At 38.6% G+C, this 17,839-nt stretch carries 19 protein-coding genes; 10 read left to right on the forward strand and 9 right to left on the reverse strand.

Going from position 1 to position 17,839, the window contains the following annotated elements:
- Nucleotides 1-3 precede the first annotated feature (3 nt).
- The 3 genes from AC1DG9_RS08915 to AC1DG9_RS08925 all read left to right on the forward strand — a co-directional run bounded on the left by AC1DG9_RS08915 (nt 4) and on the right by AC1DG9_RS08925 (nt 2,924).
- The gene (locus tag AC1DG9_RS08915; RefSeq protein WP_288879597.1) at nt 4-1,050 is read left to right on the forward strand and encodes a FecCD family ABC transporter permease; all 1,047 of its coding nucleotides are present in this window, start codon (nt 4-6) and stop codon (nt 1,048-1,050) included.
- The gene (locus tag AC1DG9_RS08920; RefSeq protein ID WP_172661007.1) at nt 1,051-1,833 is read left to right on the forward strand and encodes a heme ABC transporter ATP-binding protein; all 783 of its coding nucleotides are present in this window, start codon (nt 1,051-1,053) and stop codon (nt 1,831-1,833) included.
- A gap of 62 nt (nt 1,834-1,895) precedes the next feature.
- Nucleotides 1,896-2,924, forward strand: coding sequence for a hemin-degrading factor (locus tag AC1DG9_RS08925; protein ID WP_172661006.1), 1,029 nt, complete (start codon nt 1,896-1,898; stop codon nt 2,922-2,924).
- Between the two features lie 217 nt (nt 2,925-3,141).
- Here AC1DG9_RS08925 and AC1DG9_RS08930 read toward each other — a convergent pair whose 3' ends face one another.
- From AC1DG9_RS08930 to AC1DG9_RS08940, 3 genes are read right to left on the reverse strand one after another with little or no spacing between them, the layout of a single operon-like run.
- On the reverse strand, nt 3,142-4,026 hold the full coding sequence (locus AC1DG9_RS08930; RefSeq protein WP_477634522.1) for a class I SAM-dependent methyltransferase: 885 nt from the start codon (nt 4,024-4,026) through the stop codon (nt 3,142-3,144).
- Nucleotides 4,027-4,035: 9 nt separating this feature from the next.
- Complete coding sequence (locus AC1DG9_RS08935) at nt 4,036-4,788, reverse strand: ABC transporter ATP-binding protein (RefSeq protein ID WP_048903872.1); 753 nt, start codon at nt 4,786-4,788, stop codon at nt 4,036-4,038.
- Nucleotides 4,785-5,519 carry an MlaE family ABC transporter permease gene (locus AC1DG9_RS08940; protein ID WP_172661004.1) on the reverse strand — a complete coding sequence of 245 codons (735 nt, stop codon included), beginning with the start codon at nt 5,517-5,519 and terminating at the stop codon, nt 4,785-4,787. The genes AC1DG9_RS08935 and AC1DG9_RS08940 overlap by 4 nt, the downstream gene beginning before the upstream one ends.
- Nucleotides 5,520-5,679: 160 nt before the next feature.
- On the opposite strand from AC1DG9_RS08940, the gene AC1DG9_RS08945 reads away from it, so the two are divergent.
- The 5 genes from AC1DG9_RS08945 to ispG are packed head-to-tail and all read left to right on the forward strand — an operon-like array spanning nt 5,680 to nt 10,737.
- Nucleotides 5,680-6,369: an SDR family NAD(P)-dependent oxidoreductase gene (locus tag AC1DG9_RS08945; protein WP_172661003.1), complete on the forward strand. Its 690-nt coding sequence runs from the start codon at nt 5,680-5,682 to the stop codon at nt 6,367-6,369.
- 20 nt (nt 6,370-6,389) lie between these two features.
- Nucleotides 6,390-7,097: a PspC domain-containing protein gene (locus AC1DG9_RS08950; protein ID WP_477634523.1), complete on the forward strand. Its 708-nt coding sequence runs from the start codon at nt 6,390-6,392 to the stop codon at nt 7,095-7,097.
- 1 nt (nt 7,098) lies between these two features.
- Nucleotides 7,099-8,031 (forward strand): LiaF transmembrane domain-containing protein, encoded by a 933-nt coding sequence (locus tag AC1DG9_RS08955; RefSeq protein ID WP_288879602.1) that lies wholly within the window; start codon nt 7,099-7,101, stop codon nt 8,029-8,031.
- A 41-nt stretch (nt 8,032-8,072) separates the two neighbouring features.
- Entirely contained in the window at nt 8,073-8,693 is a 621-nt protein-coding gene (locus AC1DG9_RS08960; protein ID WP_172661000.1) for an RDD family protein, read from the forward strand.
- A gap of 49 nt (nt 8,694-8,742) precedes the next feature.
- The gene (gene ispG / locus AC1DG9_RS08965) at nt 8,743-10,737 is read left to right on the forward strand and encodes a (E)-4-hydroxy-3-methylbut-2-enyl-diphosphate synthase (protein ID WP_288879604.1); all 1,995 of its coding nucleotides are present in this window, start codon (nt 8,743-8,745) and stop codon (nt 10,735-10,737) included.
- Here the strand turns inward: ispG and AC1DG9_RS08970 are convergent.
- On the reverse strand, nt 10,697-12,685 hold the full coding sequence (locus tag AC1DG9_RS08970; RefSeq protein ID WP_172660998.1) for a sensor histidine kinase: 1,989 nt from the start codon (nt 12,683-12,685) through the stop codon (nt 10,697-10,699). The genes ispG and AC1DG9_RS08970 overlap by 41 nt on opposite strands.
- A gap of 143 nt (nt 12,686-12,828) precedes the next feature.
- On the opposite strand from AC1DG9_RS08970, the gene AC1DG9_RS08975 reads away from it, so the two are divergent.
- Complete coding sequence (locus AC1DG9_RS08975) at nt 12,829-13,941, forward strand: Gfo/Idh/MocA family protein (RefSeq protein ID WP_337715861.1); 1,113 nt, start codon at nt 12,829-12,831, stop codon at nt 13,939-13,941.
- A gap of 18 nt (nt 13,942-13,959) precedes the next feature.
- Here the strand turns inward: AC1DG9_RS08975 and nudK are convergent, their stop codons facing one another.
- Nucleotides 13,960-14,535, reverse strand: a complete 576-nt coding sequence (gene nudK, locus AC1DG9_RS08980) for a GDP-mannose pyrophosphatase NudK (RefSeq protein WP_172660996.1) — start codon at nt 14,533-14,535, stop codon at nt 13,960-13,962.
- A gap of 51 nt (nt 14,536-14,586) precedes the next feature.
- Here nudK and AC1DG9_RS08985 point away from each other — a divergent pair, with 51 nt between their 5' ends.
- On the forward strand, nt 14,587-15,342 hold the full coding sequence (locus AC1DG9_RS08985) for a DeoR/GlpR family DNA-binding transcription regulator (RefSeq protein WP_172660995.1): 756 nt from the start codon (nt 14,587-14,589) through the stop codon (nt 15,340-15,342).
- A gap of 1 nt (nt 15,343) precedes the next feature.
- On the opposite strand, the gene arsB is transcribed toward AC1DG9_RS08985, so the two are convergent.
- Genes arsB through AC1DG9_RS09005 form a run of 4 tightly spaced genes read right to left on the reverse strand, consistent with a single transcriptional unit; the run spans nt 15,344 to nt 17,678 of the window.
- Nucleotides 15,344-16,378 carry an ACR3 family arsenite efflux transporter gene (arsB, locus tag AC1DG9_RS08990; protein WP_288879607.1) on the reverse strand — a complete coding sequence of 345 codons (1,035 nt, stop codon included), beginning with the start codon at nt 16,376-16,378 and terminating at the stop codon, nt 15,344-15,346.
- Nucleotides 16,378-16,791: an arsenate reductase ArsC gene (locus AC1DG9_RS08995; protein ID WP_288879609.1), complete on the reverse strand. Its 414-nt coding sequence runs from the start codon at nt 16,789-16,791 to the stop codon at nt 16,378-16,380. The genes arsB and AC1DG9_RS08995 overlap by 1 nt, the downstream gene beginning before the upstream one ends.
- A gap of 7 nt (nt 16,792-16,798) precedes the next feature.
- A complete protein-coding gene (locus tag AC1DG9_RS09000) occupies nt 16,799-17,293 on the reverse strand; it encodes a DUF6428 family protein (protein ID WP_172660992.1) in 495 nt (164 codons plus the stop codon).
- A gap of 55 nt (nt 17,294-17,348) precedes the next feature.
- On the reverse strand, nt 17,349-17,678 hold the full coding sequence (locus tag AC1DG9_RS09005; RefSeq protein WP_172660991.1) for an ArsR/SmtB family transcription factor: 330 nt from the start codon (nt 17,676-17,678) through the stop codon (nt 17,349-17,351).
- Nucleotides 17,679-17,839: the final 161 nt, after the last annotated feature.

Consider the following 17,839-nt stretch of genomic DNA (forward strand, 5'->3'; position numbering starts at 1 on the left):
GAGGTGATTAAAAAAACAGGATATATTATTGTACTGCTTGCGGTAGTTCTGGTCGTAACCATGGTGGTTTCTTCCTGCATTGGTGCTGTGGATATCAGTTTCTCTGAACTGCTATCTATCATAAGTTACCATACAAGATTATCCGATCATCAGGGCTTTACTTCGCAACAGGAATCAGTGTTTTTTAATCTTCGTCTGCCAAGAGTGCTGTTGGGTAGCCTTATTGGCGCCGGATTGGGCGTTTCAGGAGCTGCCATTCAGGGGTTGTTTCGCAACCCCCTTGCCGAACCTGGTTTAATAGGAATATCATCGGGTGCCACATTGTTTGCTGTAATTATGATCGTGCTTGAGATAAATATTTTTAAAAATCTAACAGGTACATTAAGTTTTTACGCCTTATCTATTGCAGCATTTATTGGTGCCGGTATTACTACGATGATTGTTTATCGCATTGCGATGAAGAATGGTAAAACAGTTATCACAACTTTATTACTGGCCGGATTGGCAATTAATGCATTGGCAAATTCGTTTATTGGATTAATGACGTACATGGCTACCGATGCACAATTAAGAAACATTACATTTTGGAACCTTGGAAGTCTAGGCGGGGCTAGCTGGCAAACTGTTAGTGCATTATTACCCTTTGTTTTAATTCCTATTGTTACGCTTCCTTTTTTTGCCAAATCTTTAAACGCATTGGTCCTTGGAGAACCCCAGGCTTTGCATATGGGTGTAAATGTTAAAGTAGTTAAACGGATGATTATTATTCTGGCCACCATGGCTGTGGGTGCTTCTGTTGCCATGGCCGGAATTATTGGATTTATCGGCTTAATTATTCCACATATTATAAGGATGACATTTACTGCTGATCATAGACTGGTAATTCCTGGATCAGCATTGCTTGGTGGGGCTTTGTTAACCGGGGCCGATCTTATTGCAAGAACAATAGTTGCTCCGGCGGAACTTCCAATAGGCATATTAACTGCAATGATTGGTGTGCCTGTGTTTATATATATTATTATTTCTGAGAAAAATAAAAACAACCTATAGATGATCCGAGTAGAAGAACTTACCTATAAAGTAGGAAACAGGAAACTGGTAGATGGGTTGAGCTTTGAGGCTCACTCTGGTGAAATGCTGGCTATTTTAGGTGCTAATGGTGCCGGTAAAAGTACTTTAATGAAATTGCTTTGCAGAGAGATAAGGCCATCGGCAGGTAAGGTTTTTATTAAGGGAAAAGAGCTGATGAATTACAGGCTCGAAGACCTGGCAAAGACAAGAGCTGTGCTTTCTCAGCACAATACGATTTCAGTTTCTTTTATTGTTGATGAACTGGTAATGATGGGAAGATATCCACATTTTGATCAGAAGCCAGCTGCCAACGATTTTTCGGTGGTAAGAAGAGTGATGCAGGATACAGGAATAAGCCATTTGTCGGGCCGAGATTATAATACGCTGTCAGGTGGTGAACAGCAAAGGGTTCAATTGGCGAGGGTTATTGCACAGGTTTATGACAGCCCGAATGCCTGTTTGTTATTGGATGAGCCTACAAACGGTCTTGATATTCAGTTTCAGCAGCAGATTATGGTGTTGGCTCGTAAACTGGCCGACAGAGGGTATTGCGTGATCTGCATTTTGCATGACATCAATTATGCTTCTCGCTTTGCAGATAGAATACTGATGTTAAAAAATGGTAAAAAAGTAGCCGAAGGGTTGCCTGTTGAAGTGATCAATTGTGATAATATTCATGAGACTTTTAGCATTAAAGTAAAGCTAATGGAATGCGAAGATTATAATTGTCCGCTGGTTATACCAGCTACTAGTGTAAGCTAAAAAAGGTGTATCATGAATACACTTCAATTTAAAATAGAACGAATTAATTAAAACAGGATAAAATGGAAAAGATATTAGATTTAAAAAGCCAGTGGGAAGCATTCAAAACAGAAAACCCAAAAGTCCGTATCAGAGATGCTGCAAAACAACTTGGTACCAGCGAAGCCGAATTAATCGCAACAACTGTAAACTCAACAGCTATCCGTTTGCAGGACCAATTCCAGGAGATATTAAAAGAAGTTGAAAGCTTAGGTTATGTAATGGCCTTAACACGTAATGACTTTTGTGTTCATGAACGTAAAGGAATCTATAAAAAAGTATCTTTTAAAGGAATGATGGGATTGGCAGTAAATCCTGATATCGATTTGAGGTTATTTATGAGCGCATGGAAATCGGCCTTTGCGGTTAATGAGAATGACCGTAAAAGCCTCCAGTTTTTTGGTAAGGATGGACAGGCGATACACAAAATCTACTTAACCGATACGAGCAATGCTGACGCTTATGAGGTATTGGTTGAAAAATATACTGCAGACGATCAGACCGCTGCATTAGAGATAATTACAGAGAAAGTTGCTGCCGTAGAAAAACCAGATCAGGAAGTTGATGTAGAAACATTTAAAAAGGAATGGTTGGCGCTAAAGGATACGCACGATTTTCATGGTTTGTTAAGAACTCATGGATTAAGTCGCACTCAGGGTTTGCGTTTAGCACCTGAAGGCCATGCTACACAAATTACAACCGATTCTCTGAAAGCAATTTTAACTAGGGCTTCAGAAACTGATCTTGAAATAATGGTTTTTACCTCAAATGCCGGCTGTATCCAGATCCATACTGGTTTGGTAAAGAAGCTTGTTCAAACAGGCCCGTGGTTTAACGTCCTGGATCCTGAATTTAACATGCACCTTCGTGAAGATGGTATTGCAAACGTATGGTTAGTTAAAAAGCCAACAGATGATGGTATTGTAACCAGTATTGAAGTATTTGATAAAGAAGGAAACATCATTGTTCAGTTTTTTGGAAAGCGTAAACCTGGTATTCCTGAAAATGAGAATTGGAGAATGATCGCAAATGAATTAGCTGTAATTGCATAAACAGCGAAAGAAACTTAAGCAGTAAGGTGTTACTGGGTTTAAGTGTGTTTAAAGGCGTCGGTTTAGGTCCCGGCGCCTTTTTTATTTTTAAAATCTATTCCTCCATCTTAAAGCTGTCGTCATCTCGAAGGAGAGATCTCTTGTTTAGTAGTTCAAGAGATCTCTCCTTCGAGATGACGGGTGTACGCCACTTCCTAATTGAAAATATTGAATTTCTTTATTTGAAAGTATTGAACTTGCCAAAAACACCTAATGGTAGTTTAATACCCGAAGTTGCCTGCAAATACAATTCTCCTGTCTCAAGATTTTTTACCTGAGGGAATGAAGTTTTAATCAGATTCTCTACAATAACAGAAGAAAAACCTAAAGAGTAAGTGTTTAAGATCAGAAAGTGTTCTTCTTCATCCAGCAACTGAACAACATCCTGCATCATTTCCTGAATGTGGTCTTCCAGTTTCCACTTCTCACCATTTGGTCCATGACCAAAAGCAGGGGGGTCCAAGATAATTCCATTATATTTTTTACCGCGTTTAAGCTCTCTTTTTACAAACTTTAGTGCGTCTTCAACCACCCAGCGTACATCTTTAAGCTTAGAAAGTTCCTGGTTTTCATTAGCCCAGTTTACTACTTGTTTAATAGAGTCAACATGAGTAGTGTCTGCTCCGGCAGCTWTTGCAATTAACGATGCAGCACCTGTATAAGCAAATAAGTTTAATACTTTAGGGCTTGCCGTTTTAAATTTCTTTATCGATGAAGAGATATAATCCCAATTCACAGCTTGTTCAGGGAAAACACCAACATGCTTAAATGAGGTTAATCCTAAGCGGAGGTTAATACTTACATCATCATTTTTGTACTCAACATTCCAGCGATCTGGTAAATGGGCGGAGTTTTTAATCCATTCTCCGGAGGTAGCAGAGCGACCTTTAAATTTGATATGTGTTTGTTTTTTCCAGTCTTGATCAGACAAAGTCTTTTTCCATACCGCTTGGGGCTCAGGTCTGGATAGTACCAGGTTACCGAAACGTTCTAATTTTTCAAAATCACCACAATCAATCAGCTCATAATCTTTCCAATGCGTGGGTGTTAGCAGGCTTATCATAATTATATATTAAAACTTTCCTTTTGCAGCCTTCATAAAGCGGCTTGCAAAAACGAAATCATTTAGTTCTTGAATCTCAGTATGGGCAATTTCTTTGTTAGAGCCTTCCCAGAATTTCTTGCCTTCGTGCAAGAAAAGAATATAGTCGCCGATACCCATTACAGAGTTCATATCATGGGTAACAACTATGGTTGTAGTGTTGTATTCTTCAGTAAGCTCTTTAATCAGCTCATCAATTACAATCGAAGTTTTAGGATCAAGTCCAGAGTTTGGCTCATCAACAAACAAATACTTTGGGTTCATGGCAATAGCGCGGGCAATACCCACACGTTTTTTCATACCACCGGAAAGCTCTGCGGGAAACAGTTTGTTTTTTCCTTCAAGGTTTACACGTTCCAAACAGAAATTAACGCGCTCCAGCTTTTCTTTACGTTCCTGATCGGTAAACATATTTAAAGGGAACATGATGTTCTCTTCAACAGTCATTGAATCAAATAAAGCGGAACCCTGAAATAGCATACCTATCTCTTTTCTGATCTCTATCTTTTCTTCGAAGTTCATGGTAGTAAACTCACGCCCATCGTATTCTACACTTCCTTCTTCAGGATGGTGCAGGCCAATCATACATTTAAGTAGTGTGGTTTTACCCGAACCGGAGCCTCCAATGATCAGGTTGGTTACACCAGCTTCAAACTTACCTGAAATTCCCTGTAGTACTTTGTTGCTGCCAAACGATTTGTGTATGTCCTTAATCTCGATCATAATAATAACTGGGTTACAATGTAATCACATGCCAATATCGTAATACAGCTAACAACAACAGCTCTTGTACTTGCCTGGGCTACCTCGAGTGCACCGCCTTTTACATAGAAACCTTCATATGCAGGAACCGAAGTGATGATAAAACCAAATACAAAAGCCTTTACAAGGGCTACAACAATGGTATAAGGATTAAAATCAGTAGTGATACCCTGAATATATTCGGCAGGAGAAACAGCTCCAGATAAAGTACCACCAATGTATCCACCGGTAATGCTGAGGAACATAGACATAATTACCAATAAAGGAACCATGGTAATCCCCGCAATGATTTTTGGCAGGATAAGATAACCGGGAGAGTTGATTCCCATAATCTCGAGTGCATCAATCTGCTCGCTAACACGCATTGTACCAATTTCAGAGGAAATTGCAGACCCGATTTTACCGGCCAAAACAATAGCGGTAATGGTAGGACTAAGCTCAAGAATACTTGAATCTCTGTTTACAGAACCGATAATGGTTTTAGGGATAAAGTCGCTAACCAACTGGAAGGCAATTTGTAATGTCATTACTGCTCCTATGAAAGTAGAAATAATGGCAATCAGCCCCAGGGAACCTACCCCTACAAAATCCATTTGTTTAAAGATGGCCTTCAAGTATATTTTAAACTTTTCGGGCTTTCTAAATACCGCTTTCAATAAAAGTAGGTACCTGCCAAAATTGGTGAAATTCATTCAATGAAAAATTAGCTATAGTATTTGTGCAATATTATTACAAAGAAACAATAAAAAGTTGAAATCGTTGTAATCCCTTTTTCTAACCAATCTTTGGCTATTAATGTTTTGCCATGCGGTGCTTTTTTGTATTATTGTGCTAAATAAAGATGTTTAAACAATGAATGCAATTATTACCGGCGCGACTAAAGGTATTGGAAGGGCCATTGCAATAAAGCTGGCACAGAGTGGATATGACTTAGCAGTGTGTTCAAGAAAAAAGACTGAACTGGATAGTTTTGCAGAAGAGTTAAGGCATACAGGTGTTAGGATATTTACTTATCGGGCAGATTGCAGCATTAAAGAAGATGTGTATGCATTTTGTAATGCTGTAAAAAACGAAATGCCCAAAGTTGATGTTTTAGTGAATAATGCGGGTATGTTTTTGCAGGGATCTATACTTGATGAAGCTGATGATCAGCTTGAAAAGCAAATAAATCTGAACCTTAACGCAGCCTATTACCTGTCAAAGTTTTTTGGTAAAATGATGCGCACACAGCAATCAGGCCACATTTTTAACATATGTTCGATAGCCAGTAAACAAAATGCAGAAAATGCAGGTAGCTATAGTGTAACTAAAGCAGCATTGCTAAGTCTTAATAGTGTATTTAGGGAGGAATTATCAAAATACAACGTTAAGGTAACAGCTGTATTGCCAGGTTCAACACTAACATCATCGTGGGAGGGAACAGAAATCCCCGCTGATCGTTTTGTACAACCAGAAGATATTGCGAATACCATATACACCATTTTAAATTTAAGCAGTGGCGTAAATGTTGATGAGATAACTATAAAGCCGATACAGTTTTAAAATATAGGAGGAAATATATTATGGACAAGAGATTATTTAGAAATGAGCATGAGAAAGTAATTGCAGGTGTATCATCTGGAGTTGCGGAGTACATGGAGGTGGATGTGACGATAATCAGATTATTGTTCGTACTCTCAACCATCTTTTTAGTTGGAACAGGGATTTTGGTGTATATCATCATGTGGATTGTCGTACCTGTAAATAACGATCCGACAAAAAGATTTTCAAAATTTAATGAGTTTTATAAAGGACCACAAAATAATCCTTTTAACTCACCAAACGCGTTTTCACAGCCGTATCAAAACCCTGAAACATCAAATCCATCGCAATCGCAAGCATGGACTTCATCTACAGTAAGTGATGCAGGTTTTACAACTGAGCCGAAACAACCTGAATTTAAGCCTTATCAGAAAAGTGATACTGGAAGAACTGTAGGGGGATTGTTTTTACTGGTTATAGGCCTGTATTTTCTGATGAACGAGYTTAATATCATTCCTTTCTGGTTTAGTATAGGCAAGTTATGGCCACTGGTATTTGTTGCAATAGGAGTAAGCTTTATTCTTAAGTCTAAAAGAAAAGATGCCTGGGAAGAATGGAAAAAACAAAATCCTCAKGAAGGACAAACTACTGATCCTGTAAACCCTGCACCTACACCAACAGACATACCAGGAAATTCAAATACTGGCGAAAGCAATATAGACGATAGATTCACCAAAAAAGATATATAAGATGAAACTGGATAGAATAATGTGGGGTATAGTACTGCTTTTTATAGGTGGGGTGCTCCTTTTAGAAAATTTTCATATAATTGATTTTTACTGGCGCAATGTTTGGCGTTTCTGGCCAATATTTTTAATTATCGCAGGTGTAAATATTCTTTTTAACAGAAATAAATCACAGATAGGTGGAATAGTGTCTATCGCAATCCTTGTTGTAACCTTAGGCGTTTTGTTTTACAAAGGTCAGCAAGCTCCTGAGAGTAAAAGATGGGCTGATGTGAACATTGAAGACAGTGTAGATTTTGATAACAACGATACCGAGCACCTGAGTTTCTCTCATCCTTTTACAGATTCTGTTTCTACTAAAACTGTTTTGAATGTTTCTGGAGGTGGAACATCTTTCGACCTGAAAGGATCTACAGACAGTTTAATTACTGCAGATGTAGAAAAAAGAGGAGGAACCTTTTCATTACAAACAGAAAAAACTGATAGTATAACTACAGTGAACTTTAAAATGAAAGGCAACTCGAAATGGAATATGGGTGACGGTGGAAACGATGTTAAAATGAAATTAAACATTAAACCTACCTGGGAAATCCATATGAACATGGGGGCCGGAGAAGTGAATTTTGACCTTTCACAATACAAGGTGCGCGCTTTCAACTTTGATGGTGGTGCCGCTGCGCTTGATATTAAGATCGGAGAATTGCTGCCTATTACAGATGTAAATGTAAAAACTGGTGTAGCAGATGTTAAAATTAAGATCCCATCAAATTCAGGATGTAGAATCAAAACCAAAACCGGACTTTCATCAAAAGATTTTACAGGTTTTACCAAATTAGAAGATGGCACCTACGAAACTCCGAATTATAAAGCTTCAGCTAAAAAGATATTTATCAATTTAGATGGAGGATTGAGTAGCTTTGAGGTAAATCGTTATTAATCGATTTATCGCGCTTAAATTGCGACAAGCTAACTCTTAGAATGGAAAGTAAGAACGAAATTGAATATACCGTTGTCATAAACGGAAAGCCGGAAGGCCCATATCAATTAGAACAATTAAAGTCACTAAATATCCTTCCGGGAACTTTTATCAGGAAGCCTGGGATGGACGATTATAAAGAAGCTCACGAGTTGCAAGAACTACGTGAGCTTCTTGGTTTTACCTTTCAGAAAACAGCCCCTCAATACTTCGCTTCCTTTGATCAGCGTTTGCTGGCCTCCGTTATAGATTATTTTTTCTTAACACTGGGCTATGTGCTGCTGGTATTAATCAGTTTCATCTTTGTAGAAGAAAAAACGCAGCGGATAATGGTCTCACTGGCAGGATTGCCCCTCATTTCTATTGCTAAATTTATTTATAGCAGCATTGCCGAAGCATCTGATAAGCAAGCAACCATTGGTAAGCGGTTAATTAATATTAAAGTTACAGATCTGGGTGGAAACAGGATCAGTTTAAATAATGCTTATGGCCGAAATGCTGCTAAAATATTGTCTGTAGCTCCTTTCTTTTTGGGCTACTTGTACAGCTTTCTGAATAAGAAGCAACAGTGCTTTCATGATCTGATAGCGGATACACTGGTTATAAAAGACCGGTTGATCTGACATAACAGTTATAAACATAATCTTTATCTTTGTAGCACATTAGCAAGTCATGGAAAAAGTATTTGATCAGCGCGCGTTACAGAAAGAGTTAAATGGCGGGTATTGTAACAGTTTAACCCAATATTCAAGATTTCTAACCAGAGAGGTTAGTATCGGGGATATTCCTATGGGAGGATTAAATCCAATCCGTATTCAATCTATGACCACAACTGATACCATGGATACCTTGGGTACAGTTGAGCAAACCATTAGAATGGTAAACTCTGGTTGCGAATATGTTCGTATTACTGCCCCAAGTATGAAGGAAGCAGAAAACCTTGCTAACATTAAAAAAGAATTAAGATTCAGGGGTTACAATGTGCCACTGGTTGCCGATATCCACTTTACGCCAAATGCTGCTGAAGCTGCGGCTCGAATCGTAGAAAAAGTAAGGGTAAATCCGGGTAACTATGCAGATAAGAAACGCTTCGAAAACATTGAATATACGCAGCAAGCCTATCAGGCAGAGCTGGAGCGCATATATAAGAAATTTACACCGCTGGTAAAGATCTGTAAAGAATACGGAACAGCAATGCGTATTGGTACTAACCATGGATCGCTGTCAGATCGGATCATGAGCCATTACGGCGATACTCCAAGAGGTATGGTTGAATCGGCAATGGAGTTTATCCGTATGTGCGAGGACCAGAATTATTACAATCTGGTTATCTCTATGAAAGCCAGTAATACACAGATCATGGTTCAGGCATACCGTTTACTGGTAGAGACCATGGTAAAAGAAGGCATGAATTATCCTTTGCACCTTGGTGTAACTGAGGCTGGCGATGGGGAAGACGGCCGTATTAAATCGGCAGTTGGTATTGGAACATTACTTGAAGACGGATTGGGCGATACCATTAGGGTTTCTTTAACCGAGGATCCTGAATTTGAGGCTCCTGTTGCAAAAGCATTGGCTTCAAGATATGAAACCAGGGCACTGTTAAATAATGAAATTATTGCGGGACAAAAATCAGAAAGCATTACTGTAAAAGACCTGCCCTATAATCCTTACGAATACAACCGCAGGCATACAGAACCTGTACAACATATTGGCGATCATCATCACCCTGTAGTGATCATTGATGCATCTAAAGAAAACTTAAAAGACCCTTACTTTTTAACAGCAGTTGGCTATAAATATAGTGCAGGTCTGGATAAATACAACATGGCCGATCAGGCAACCGATATGGTATATCTTGGAGATGCATTGCCTTCATTCTCTTTTCCGGGTAATCTAAAGCAGATTTATAATTATCAAACCTGGCTAAATTTAAAGGATAAGAACAATTGCCATCCCTTACTTTCTTTTGAAGAATACATTGCTGCCGATGTTAAAGATGAGTATTTAAATCTTGTTAGTATAAAAGCAGAAGAGGGTGCCGGTATAGATCTTTCTAAATTGCAGTCAAATGTAGTTTTGGTATTAGAAACTAATGCTGCACATGGTATGGCTATGCAAAGGGAGTTTTTTGTATCCTTAATGAAGCATAATTCGCAAATACCGGTTGTAGTAAAAAGAGCATATTCAGGCATTAGTGCTGATGATCTGATGCTGTATGCGGCTACCGATCTTGGTGCTTTGTTTACTGATGGACTGGGCGACGGTATATGGATCAGTGCTGACGAAACCGTAGGCTTATCACTAATTAATGCCACAAGTTTTGGTATTTTACAGGCAACACGTACCCGCATTTCTAAAACAGAATACATCTCTTGTCCAAGCTGCGGACGAACACTTTTTGATCTTCAGGAAACTACCCAATTGATCCGTTCACGTACCGATCATCTTAAAGGAATCAAAATTGGTATCATGGGTTGCATTGTAAATGGCCCGGGTGAAATGGCTGATGCCGATTATGGCTATGTAGGGACCGGCCCTGATAAAATAACGCTTTATCGCGGAAAAGAAGTGGTCAAGAAAAATGTAAATGCTGCCCGTGCCCTTGATGATCTGATTGAACTGATCAGAGAAGACGGGAACTGGATAGAGGTAAATCAAAACTAAAAGACACTTTATTTCCCAGCAGGTCAATGTTCAGTTTGCTGTCGTTGGCTTTTATATATTCCCTGATCAGCGTTAGGCCCAAACCTATACCTTTCTCATTTTCCGTTCCGTAGGTTGCGCCTCCCGCTTTTGGATTTCGAATATCTTCAACGTCAAATTGCTCTGGATTATTGATGGTATTCCACACGCAGATCTCTACCATATTGCCATGGTTTTTTAGGGCGATTCCAATTTCATTGCCGGTAGGAGTAAACTTTATCGCATTGTCAATCAGGTTTCGTAGAATGAGCTGTACATGGTCCTCATCTGCATAAGCTGAAAAAGAATCCGATAAATTGATGTCTGTCAGGATCCCTTTCTTATGGATCAGCGGCAGATAAACCAAAAGCAATTTTTCTATAAAAGGTTTAAGATCAAATGTAGTGGGTACACTATTTACCACTTCCATTTGTCGTCTTGCCCAATATAAAAGGTTATTTAAAGAACTATTGATCGTTTCAATGTGCTTTTGATTCTCTGTTAACAGCATTTTATAATCTTCGAGAGTTAGCATGTCCATGTCTTTAAGCGCAAAGATGCCTGTCAGACTGTTAAAAGGACTTCTAAGGTCATGTGCAATGATAGAGAATAACTTATTTTTTACAGAATTGGAAAGTTCCAGTTCCGTTATCGTGTCACTGAGTTTTAATGTACGCTCCTTAACAATGTGCTCCAAACGCAGGTTCTGATCGTTTACCAGCATCAGGTTTTCATCTCGTGTATGCTGTTCCCGTTTAATTACTAGATTATAACGATATCCCATTGCAAATGACAGTAATAACAATTCAATTGCTGATCCAATTGGTAAAAGATCAAAAGTATAATCTGTAAAAGGAAGAATCTTCGATAAGGTTAAAATGACAATCAAGATCGCCAGAGCTATGAAGCTCCAGGCAAGAATATAATATTTAGCTGGAGTATGCCCACTTCTGTAAGCAACAAATCCTGAAATCCATAAAATGATAGGAGAAACAAACATCAAGATCTGCGTATAGTTAGCTGCTATTCCCTTGTATCCAAGAATGCTGACAAAAAACAGGATGACACAAAAGAAAATAAGTGCCAAGTAAATCTTTAAAAACTTTGGTGCAGTTACACGGAGATTGAGGAAACGTCTACAAAATAAAATTCCAAAAATAACTGTTACGGACAGGAAGGCATGGGGATAAAGGTTGATGATTTTCCTTATCTCAGAATTAAGAAGGTAAGAATATCCCCTCAAATACAAAGAAACATAAATAAATAGACCAGGCACATACAGACAATAATACAGGTACAATTTGTCTCTCATATTCATGTATAAGAAAATGTTATACACAAATAAAGAAAGCAGAACACCCATAAAAACAATCTCCAGGTAGTCTCTGAAAGTAGGGCCCGCAACTAAAGTGTCAGAGGTAGCCATCTTTAATGGCAGTGGTAGGTAATTGTCAGATTTTACCCTTATAAAAATGTGCTGTACATCGGTTTGGTTGCTGTTTTGAGGTAAGCTGAAGGTATAACGATTCTCTGATTTTACCTTGGTGCTCGAAGGTATTAAAAAGCCTGATTTGAATTGAACCCAGGTTCCGTCAGTGTTATCTGCATAACAATCAATGTATTCAATATTGGGCATGTCTGCAATTAAATAAGCTTTTCCTGTGCTTTGATTAACGTAGTTAATTTTAATCCAAAATGCAGATTTTGTATTTCCGAGGTTTAGTACGTTTGATTCACTGGGTTTAAATTTTCCGGCCTTTTCAAAAGTTTTAACTTCATCAATCGTTAATGATGCATCCTTATCTTCAAAATAAGTTACCTGTTTACCTATATTGCTGTAAGGTGTGTTGTCGTTAAGATAAATCACCTGAGCAATGGCCTGAAATTTAGCAGAAAGTATAAAGGCAATTAAAATAAGAAAACGGCGCATATAAGAGATCGTTTACAATAATTGGTTTGGTCGTTTTTATAACCAAATGTAAGCCAACATTTTTGTTTATAGTATGTTAAGTCTATAAAACTTCTATTTTTTATGTGTAAAATATGTAAATTGGGTTTAAAACGATTTAAATTATGGATACACGTCGCGACTTTTTACAGAAACTTGGACTTTCTTCATTGGTTTTACCATTTATACCGCTTTCGGGATGGTCAGCTTCAAAAACTGATAAATTGTACGATGGACCAGTCTTACGGGTAGCTATTATGGGCCTTGGCGGCTATGGTAGTCGCGTTGCAGAAGCAATGCAATCCTGCGTTAAAGCAAAACTGGTAGGTGTAATTAGTGGAACACCATCTAAAATCAAAGACTGGCAAGCCAAATATGGTATTCCGGAAAAGAACTGTTATAACTATGAGAACTTTGATCAGATAAAAAACAATCCTGATATTGATGCGGTCTATGTTATTACCCCTAATGCGCTTCACCATGATCAGGTTATTCGTGTTGCCAAAGCGGGTAAGCATGCAATTTGCGAAAAGCCAATGGCAATAAGTCCTAAAGAAGGGCAAGAAATGATCGATGCATGTAAAAAAGCAAACGTGAAGTTGCTGGTGGGGTACAGGATGCATTTTGAGCCCAAAACCCTCGAAGTTATCCGAATGAGAAATGCCGGTGAATTTGGAAAGATCATGTTTTTTCAAGGACAATGTGGCTTTAAAATAGGCGATCCAAAACAATGGCGATTGAATAAACAGCTTGCAGGTGGGGGAGCAATGATGGATATAGGTATTTACGCCATCAACGGCTCCAGATATATGGTAGGCGAGGAACCTACATGGGTAACCGCACAAGAAAGAAAAACAAATACTGAAATATTTAAAGAAGGGGTTGATGAAACCATTCAATTCCAGATGGGATTTCCGGGTGGGGCGGTAGCCTCTTACCTGTCGACATATAATATGAACTATCTTGATCGGTTTTATCTTGTCGGAGAGAAAGGTTTTGCCGAGATGCAGCCTTCAACCGGCTACGGGCCAATAAAAGGGCGTACGCATAAAGGTGAATTAACACAACCCCACGCTACCCACCAAACTGTACAGATGGAAGAAATGGCAGGCATTATTTTAGAAGGCAAAGAGCCAATAGTACCTGTTAACGGAGAAGAAGCGCTAAAAGATTTAAAAATTATTGAAGCCATTTATCTGGCGGCTAAAACAGGTAAAAAGATACCGCTAAAACTGTAGGCTCTTTAAAAAAAGAGTTTACCCCATGATTTTTGATAGTGCAAGATGCTGAAGTAGCATGATTGTTTTTCCATCCTTGATTTCGCCGGTTGCAATCATTTTCATTGCGGTATTAAATGGTAATTCCAGTACTTCTATATCCTCATCTTCTACGCCGCCTCCTATTTCCGTTTTCATATCAGCCGTGTATTCTGCAATAAAGAAATACAGTTTTTCTGTAACGGAACCAGGACTCATATAAACTTCAAATACTTTTTGAACGGAGGACAATACATATCCGGTTTCTTCCTCTGTTTCTCTGCGGATAGCTTCCTCCGGACTGTTTTCGTCAAGTAAACCTGCGCATGTTTCAATCAGCATTCCGGTAACATTGCCATTAACGTATGTGGGGAATCGGAACTGCTTAATCAGAATAACGGTTTGCAGTGATCGGTTGTAAAGAAGGATTGTAGCCCCGTTTCCACGATCATAAGTTTCCCTGCTTAGCGTTTCCTGTATCCCTTTTTTAGACAAGAAGTTGAATGTTGTTTTCTTTAAAACATACCAGTCGTCTGATAAAATTTCCTCTTTGATTATATTTATTGTACTATTCATGATCAATTATGATTAATAATGATTATTTTTGATCAAATGTAGGCTATTTATATGAGTTTTCAGGAAAGAAAGAAAAAGATTTTAATGATACTTGATGAATTTGAGGCTTTATCTGTAATGGAGATCTCTCGGAAATTATCAATATCTCCTGCTACGGTCAGAAGAGATTTGCAAGATCTTTCTGAAGAGGGGCTCCTGCAGCGAACGCATGGAGGCGCCATGAAGCTAGATAATCTGCCCTTCGTGGCATTCCATAAAAAGCAAACTGCTAATACAGAAAGCAAGCAGGAAATAGGAAAATTAGCTGCCGCTCAGGTGGTAGATGGGGATACAATATTTATGGATTGCGGAAGTACGGTGTTTGCTATGTGTGCTCATTTAAAGAAGCTTAATAAGCTAAAGGTTATTACCAATTCTTTGCCAATAGTAGCAGAATTAATAGATACACCTGGTATTGGTATTAACCTGATAGGGGGTGAGCTGGATAAAGAACGCAGGGCAGTGCACGGGGATATGGCGGTTCAGCACATCGATACTTATCACGTTTCTAAAGCTTTTGTAGGTGTCGACGGCATATCACTACAAAATGGTTTAACAGCACATAGCGAAAAGGAAGCCCAAATAACAAAAGCTTTTCTAAAGAATGCGGAACAGGTTTATTTACTTACCGATTCCTCAAAAATTGGGAAAGATGCTTATGTTAAATTTGGAACTCTGAAATCGATACACTTTTTAATTACAGATGCTCAGCTAACGGGCCCTTTGAAAAAGAAAATCGAACAAGAAGGAGTGAGGGTGCTGCAGTAGTTTACCGGTAATACTTCTTTCTAAACCAAAAAGCAACATTTACCAGGGCAATAAGTGCAGGGACCTCAACCAGTGGGCCAATAACACCTGCAAATGCTTGCCCCGAGTTGATGCCGAAAACGCCAATTGCAACAGCTATTGCCAGTTCAAAATTATTGCCTGTAGCAGTAAATGCAATTGCTGTGTTTTTAGAATAATCAGCGCCAAAATATTTGCCCATAAGGAAGCTGAAGATAAACATGATCACAAAATAGATGACCAATGGTATTGCTATTCGTATTACATCCATAGGAATTTTTATGATCAGATTGCCCTTTAAACTGAACATGATCACAATTGTGAATAATAAGGCGATTAGTGTAACAGGTGAAATTAACGGTACAAATTTGGTTTGAAACCAGGTTTCTCCTTTAAGTTTTATTAATGTATAACGGCTGATGATACCCAATGCAAACGGTATCCCAAGATAAATCGCCACACTCTCGGCAATCTGGCCTATCGTGATATTTACTTCTAATCCTTTTAATCCAAATAAAGGAGGTAAAACGGTAATAAAAATATACGCAAATACGCTGTATAATAAGACCTGAAAAATACTGTTCAGGGCAATCAGGCCAGCTGCATATTCTCTATCGCCTTCTGCAAGCTCATTCCAGACAACTACCATTGCAATGCATCTGGCCAGGCCAATCAAAATTAAGCCTACCATGTATTCAGGGTAGTCGTGCAAAAAAACAATGGCTAAAATAAACATGAGTACAGGGCCTATAATCCAGTTTAGTACTAAAGACAGAGAGAGCACCTTCGTGTCCTTAAATACCCTGCCCATATTTTCATACTTAACTTTGGCTAGTGGAGGGTACATCATCAGAATCAACCCTATTGCCAGTGGAATATTTGTTGTTCCGCTGGAAAAGGAATTGATAATGGTAGCGGAAGATGGAACCAGATACCCGATTCCAATACCAACAGCCATAGCAAGAAATATCCATAAAGTAAGGTAACGATCAAGAAAGCCTAATTTTTTCCTTTCCATTAAATATTCTTTTCTATAAAATTCTGACAGTACTGTTTAATCATCTCCCTTACTCCTCTGAATTGTGTTTTAACCTCCTCGTCTGTTCCTGTTGCTTTAGCTGGATCTGGAAAGTTGTAATGGAATTTTTGTGCATTTGTAGGGAAATACGGGCAGCTTTCCTTAGCGTTATCACACACAGTGATTACATAATCAAAATCAACATCCATGTACTCATTGATGTTGTTTGAAGTATGTGATGAGATGTCAATCCCATCTTCTTTCATCGTTTCAATGGCTTTCGGATTTACGCCATGTGTTTCTATCCCGGCACTGTAAATTTCAGCATTATTCTTTGCAAAGAATCTTAAATAGCCTTCGGCAATTTGACTGCGGCAACTGTTGCCGGTGCATAATACAAGTATATTTTTCATATTTTAACTAGCAGCAACCGCCACCTGGGGTGCAAGTAACTGTTTCTGTTGAGCCGCAACTTTCTCCTCTATTAATGGCTTTGCATTGTGTAAAATCAGCGCTTAGGTTTACAATAAAGTTCCCATTGTCAATAATAAATTCTCCGGGATACATCTGGCGAGTATCAAATTGAGAGTTCCCAAATTCTATTTTTACCACGGCCAGTGGATTTAATGGCAGGCTTTTCTCGACAAGCTTAACAATTGACAGTGCTTTGCTCACCGACATTGCTCTTTCATTATCCTTGGCAGATGGTTCCCACAGCTGAACTATAATTTCTGTCCACGAGTTCATAACCCCACCGCAATCTACCGATACAATGGGTGCCTGTTTAATTTCCGTGATGTGATATGAAGCATCTACCCATTTGTCCTCAGCATATTGAAATTGTAAAGTAAGTTCAGGATTGTCCTGTAGCTTACTTTTAAATGTTTGCCAGTTGATTAATTCCGTTGTATTCATGATAATTTGTTTAATTGTTTAATTGCAATATTACGATGTATTAGGTCAAATTTTTTTAACAGCAGTTTGTCTTTAATTCATAAGTAGAAAAGAATGCTGAGAGTTGTTGTTGAAGTTCATTCCATACCGTTGGATTGATGCAGTAACAAACACTTACACCTTCAATTGTACCCTGTATAATGCCTGCATTTTTCAGTTCTTTTAAATGTTGCGAAATGGTGGCTTGTGCAAGCCCAAGTTCTTCAACCAGGTCTCCACAGATGCAGGCATTTGCTTTAATGATCTGCTGTAGAATAGCAATGCGTGCAGGGTGGGCCATTGCTTTCAGCATCACCGCCAGGCGGTTTTGTTCTTCAGTAAATATTTCTGTTTTTGTAAGTCCCATAATTATACATCGCAATATTACGATATATAGTTGTAATGACAAATTTATTTTTAAAAAAAATTGCATTGTCCTAATGTCTTTGGAGATTAGTTTGGTGTTCTGCGGCCAGCTATTTTACTTTTGCTGGCTCGGGGCTTGTTCGAGACTTGTTCACACTTTCC

The sequence above is a fragment of the Pedobacter sp. 05L430 genome, from assembly GCF_056397585.1.

Bases quoted from the DNA above. Each gene is read 5' to 3' on its own strand.
- AC1DG9_RS08920 (WP_172661007.1), top strand. From the start codon at position 1,051: ATGATCCGAGTAGAAGAACTTACCTATAAAGTAGGAAACAGGAAACTG.
- AC1DG9_RS08925 (WP_172661006.1), top strand. From the start codon at position 1,896: ATGGAAAAGATATTAGATTTAAAAAGCCAGTGGGAAGCATTCAAAACA.
- AC1DG9_RS08935 (WP_048903872.1), bottom strand. From the start codon at position 4,788: ATGATCGAGATTAAGGACATACACAAATCGTTTGGCAGCAACAAAGTA.
- AC1DG9_RS08940 (WP_172661004.1), bottom strand. From the start codon at position 5,519: ATGAATTTCACCAATTTTGGCAGGTACCTACTTTTATTGAAAGCGGTA.
- AC1DG9_RS08945 (WP_172661003.1), top strand. From the start codon at position 5,680: ATGAATGCAATTATTACCGGCGCGACTAAAGGTATTGGAAGGGCCATT.
- AC1DG9_RS08955 (WP_288879602.1), top strand. From the start codon at position 7,099: ATGAAACTGGATAGAATAATGTGGGGTATAGTACTGCTTTTTATAGGT.
- AC1DG9_RS08960 (WP_172661000.1), top strand. From the start codon at position 8,073: ATGGAAAGTAAGAACGAAATTGAATATACCGTTGTCATAAACGGAAAG.
- ispG (WP_288879604.1), top strand. From the start codon at position 8,743: ATGGAAAAAGTATTTGATCAGCGCGCGTTACAGAAAGAGTTAAATGGC.
- AC1DG9_RS08970 (WP_172660998.1), bottom strand. From the start codon at position 12,685: ATGCGCCGTTTTCTTATTTTAATTGCCTTTATACTTTCTGCTAAATTT.
- AC1DG9_RS08975 (WP_337715861.1), top strand. From the start codon at position 12,829: ATGGATACACGTCGCGACTTTTTACAGAAACTTGGACTTTCTTCATTG.
- nudK (WP_172660996.1), bottom strand. From the start codon at position 14,535: ATGAATAGTACAATAAATATAATCAAAGAGGAAATTTTATCAGACGAC.
- AC1DG9_RS08985 (WP_172660995.1), top strand. From the start codon at position 14,587: ATGAGTTTTCAGGAAAGAAAGAAAAAGATTTTAATGATACTTGATGAA.
- arsB (WP_288879607.1), bottom strand. From the start codon at position 16,378: ATGGAAAGGAAAAAATTAGGCTTTCTTGATCGTTACCTTACTTTATGG.
- AC1DG9_RS08995 (WP_288879609.1), bottom strand. From the start codon at position 16,791: ATGAAAAATATACTTGTATTATGCACCGGCAACAGTTGCCGCAGTCAA.
- AC1DG9_RS09000 (WP_172660992.1), bottom strand. From the start codon at position 17,293: ATGAATACAACGGAATTAATCAACTGGCAAACATTTAAAAGTAAGCTA.
- AC1DG9_RS09005 (WP_172660991.1), bottom strand. From the start codon at position 17,678: ATGGGACTTACAAAAACAGAAATATTTACTGAAGAACAAAACCGCCTG.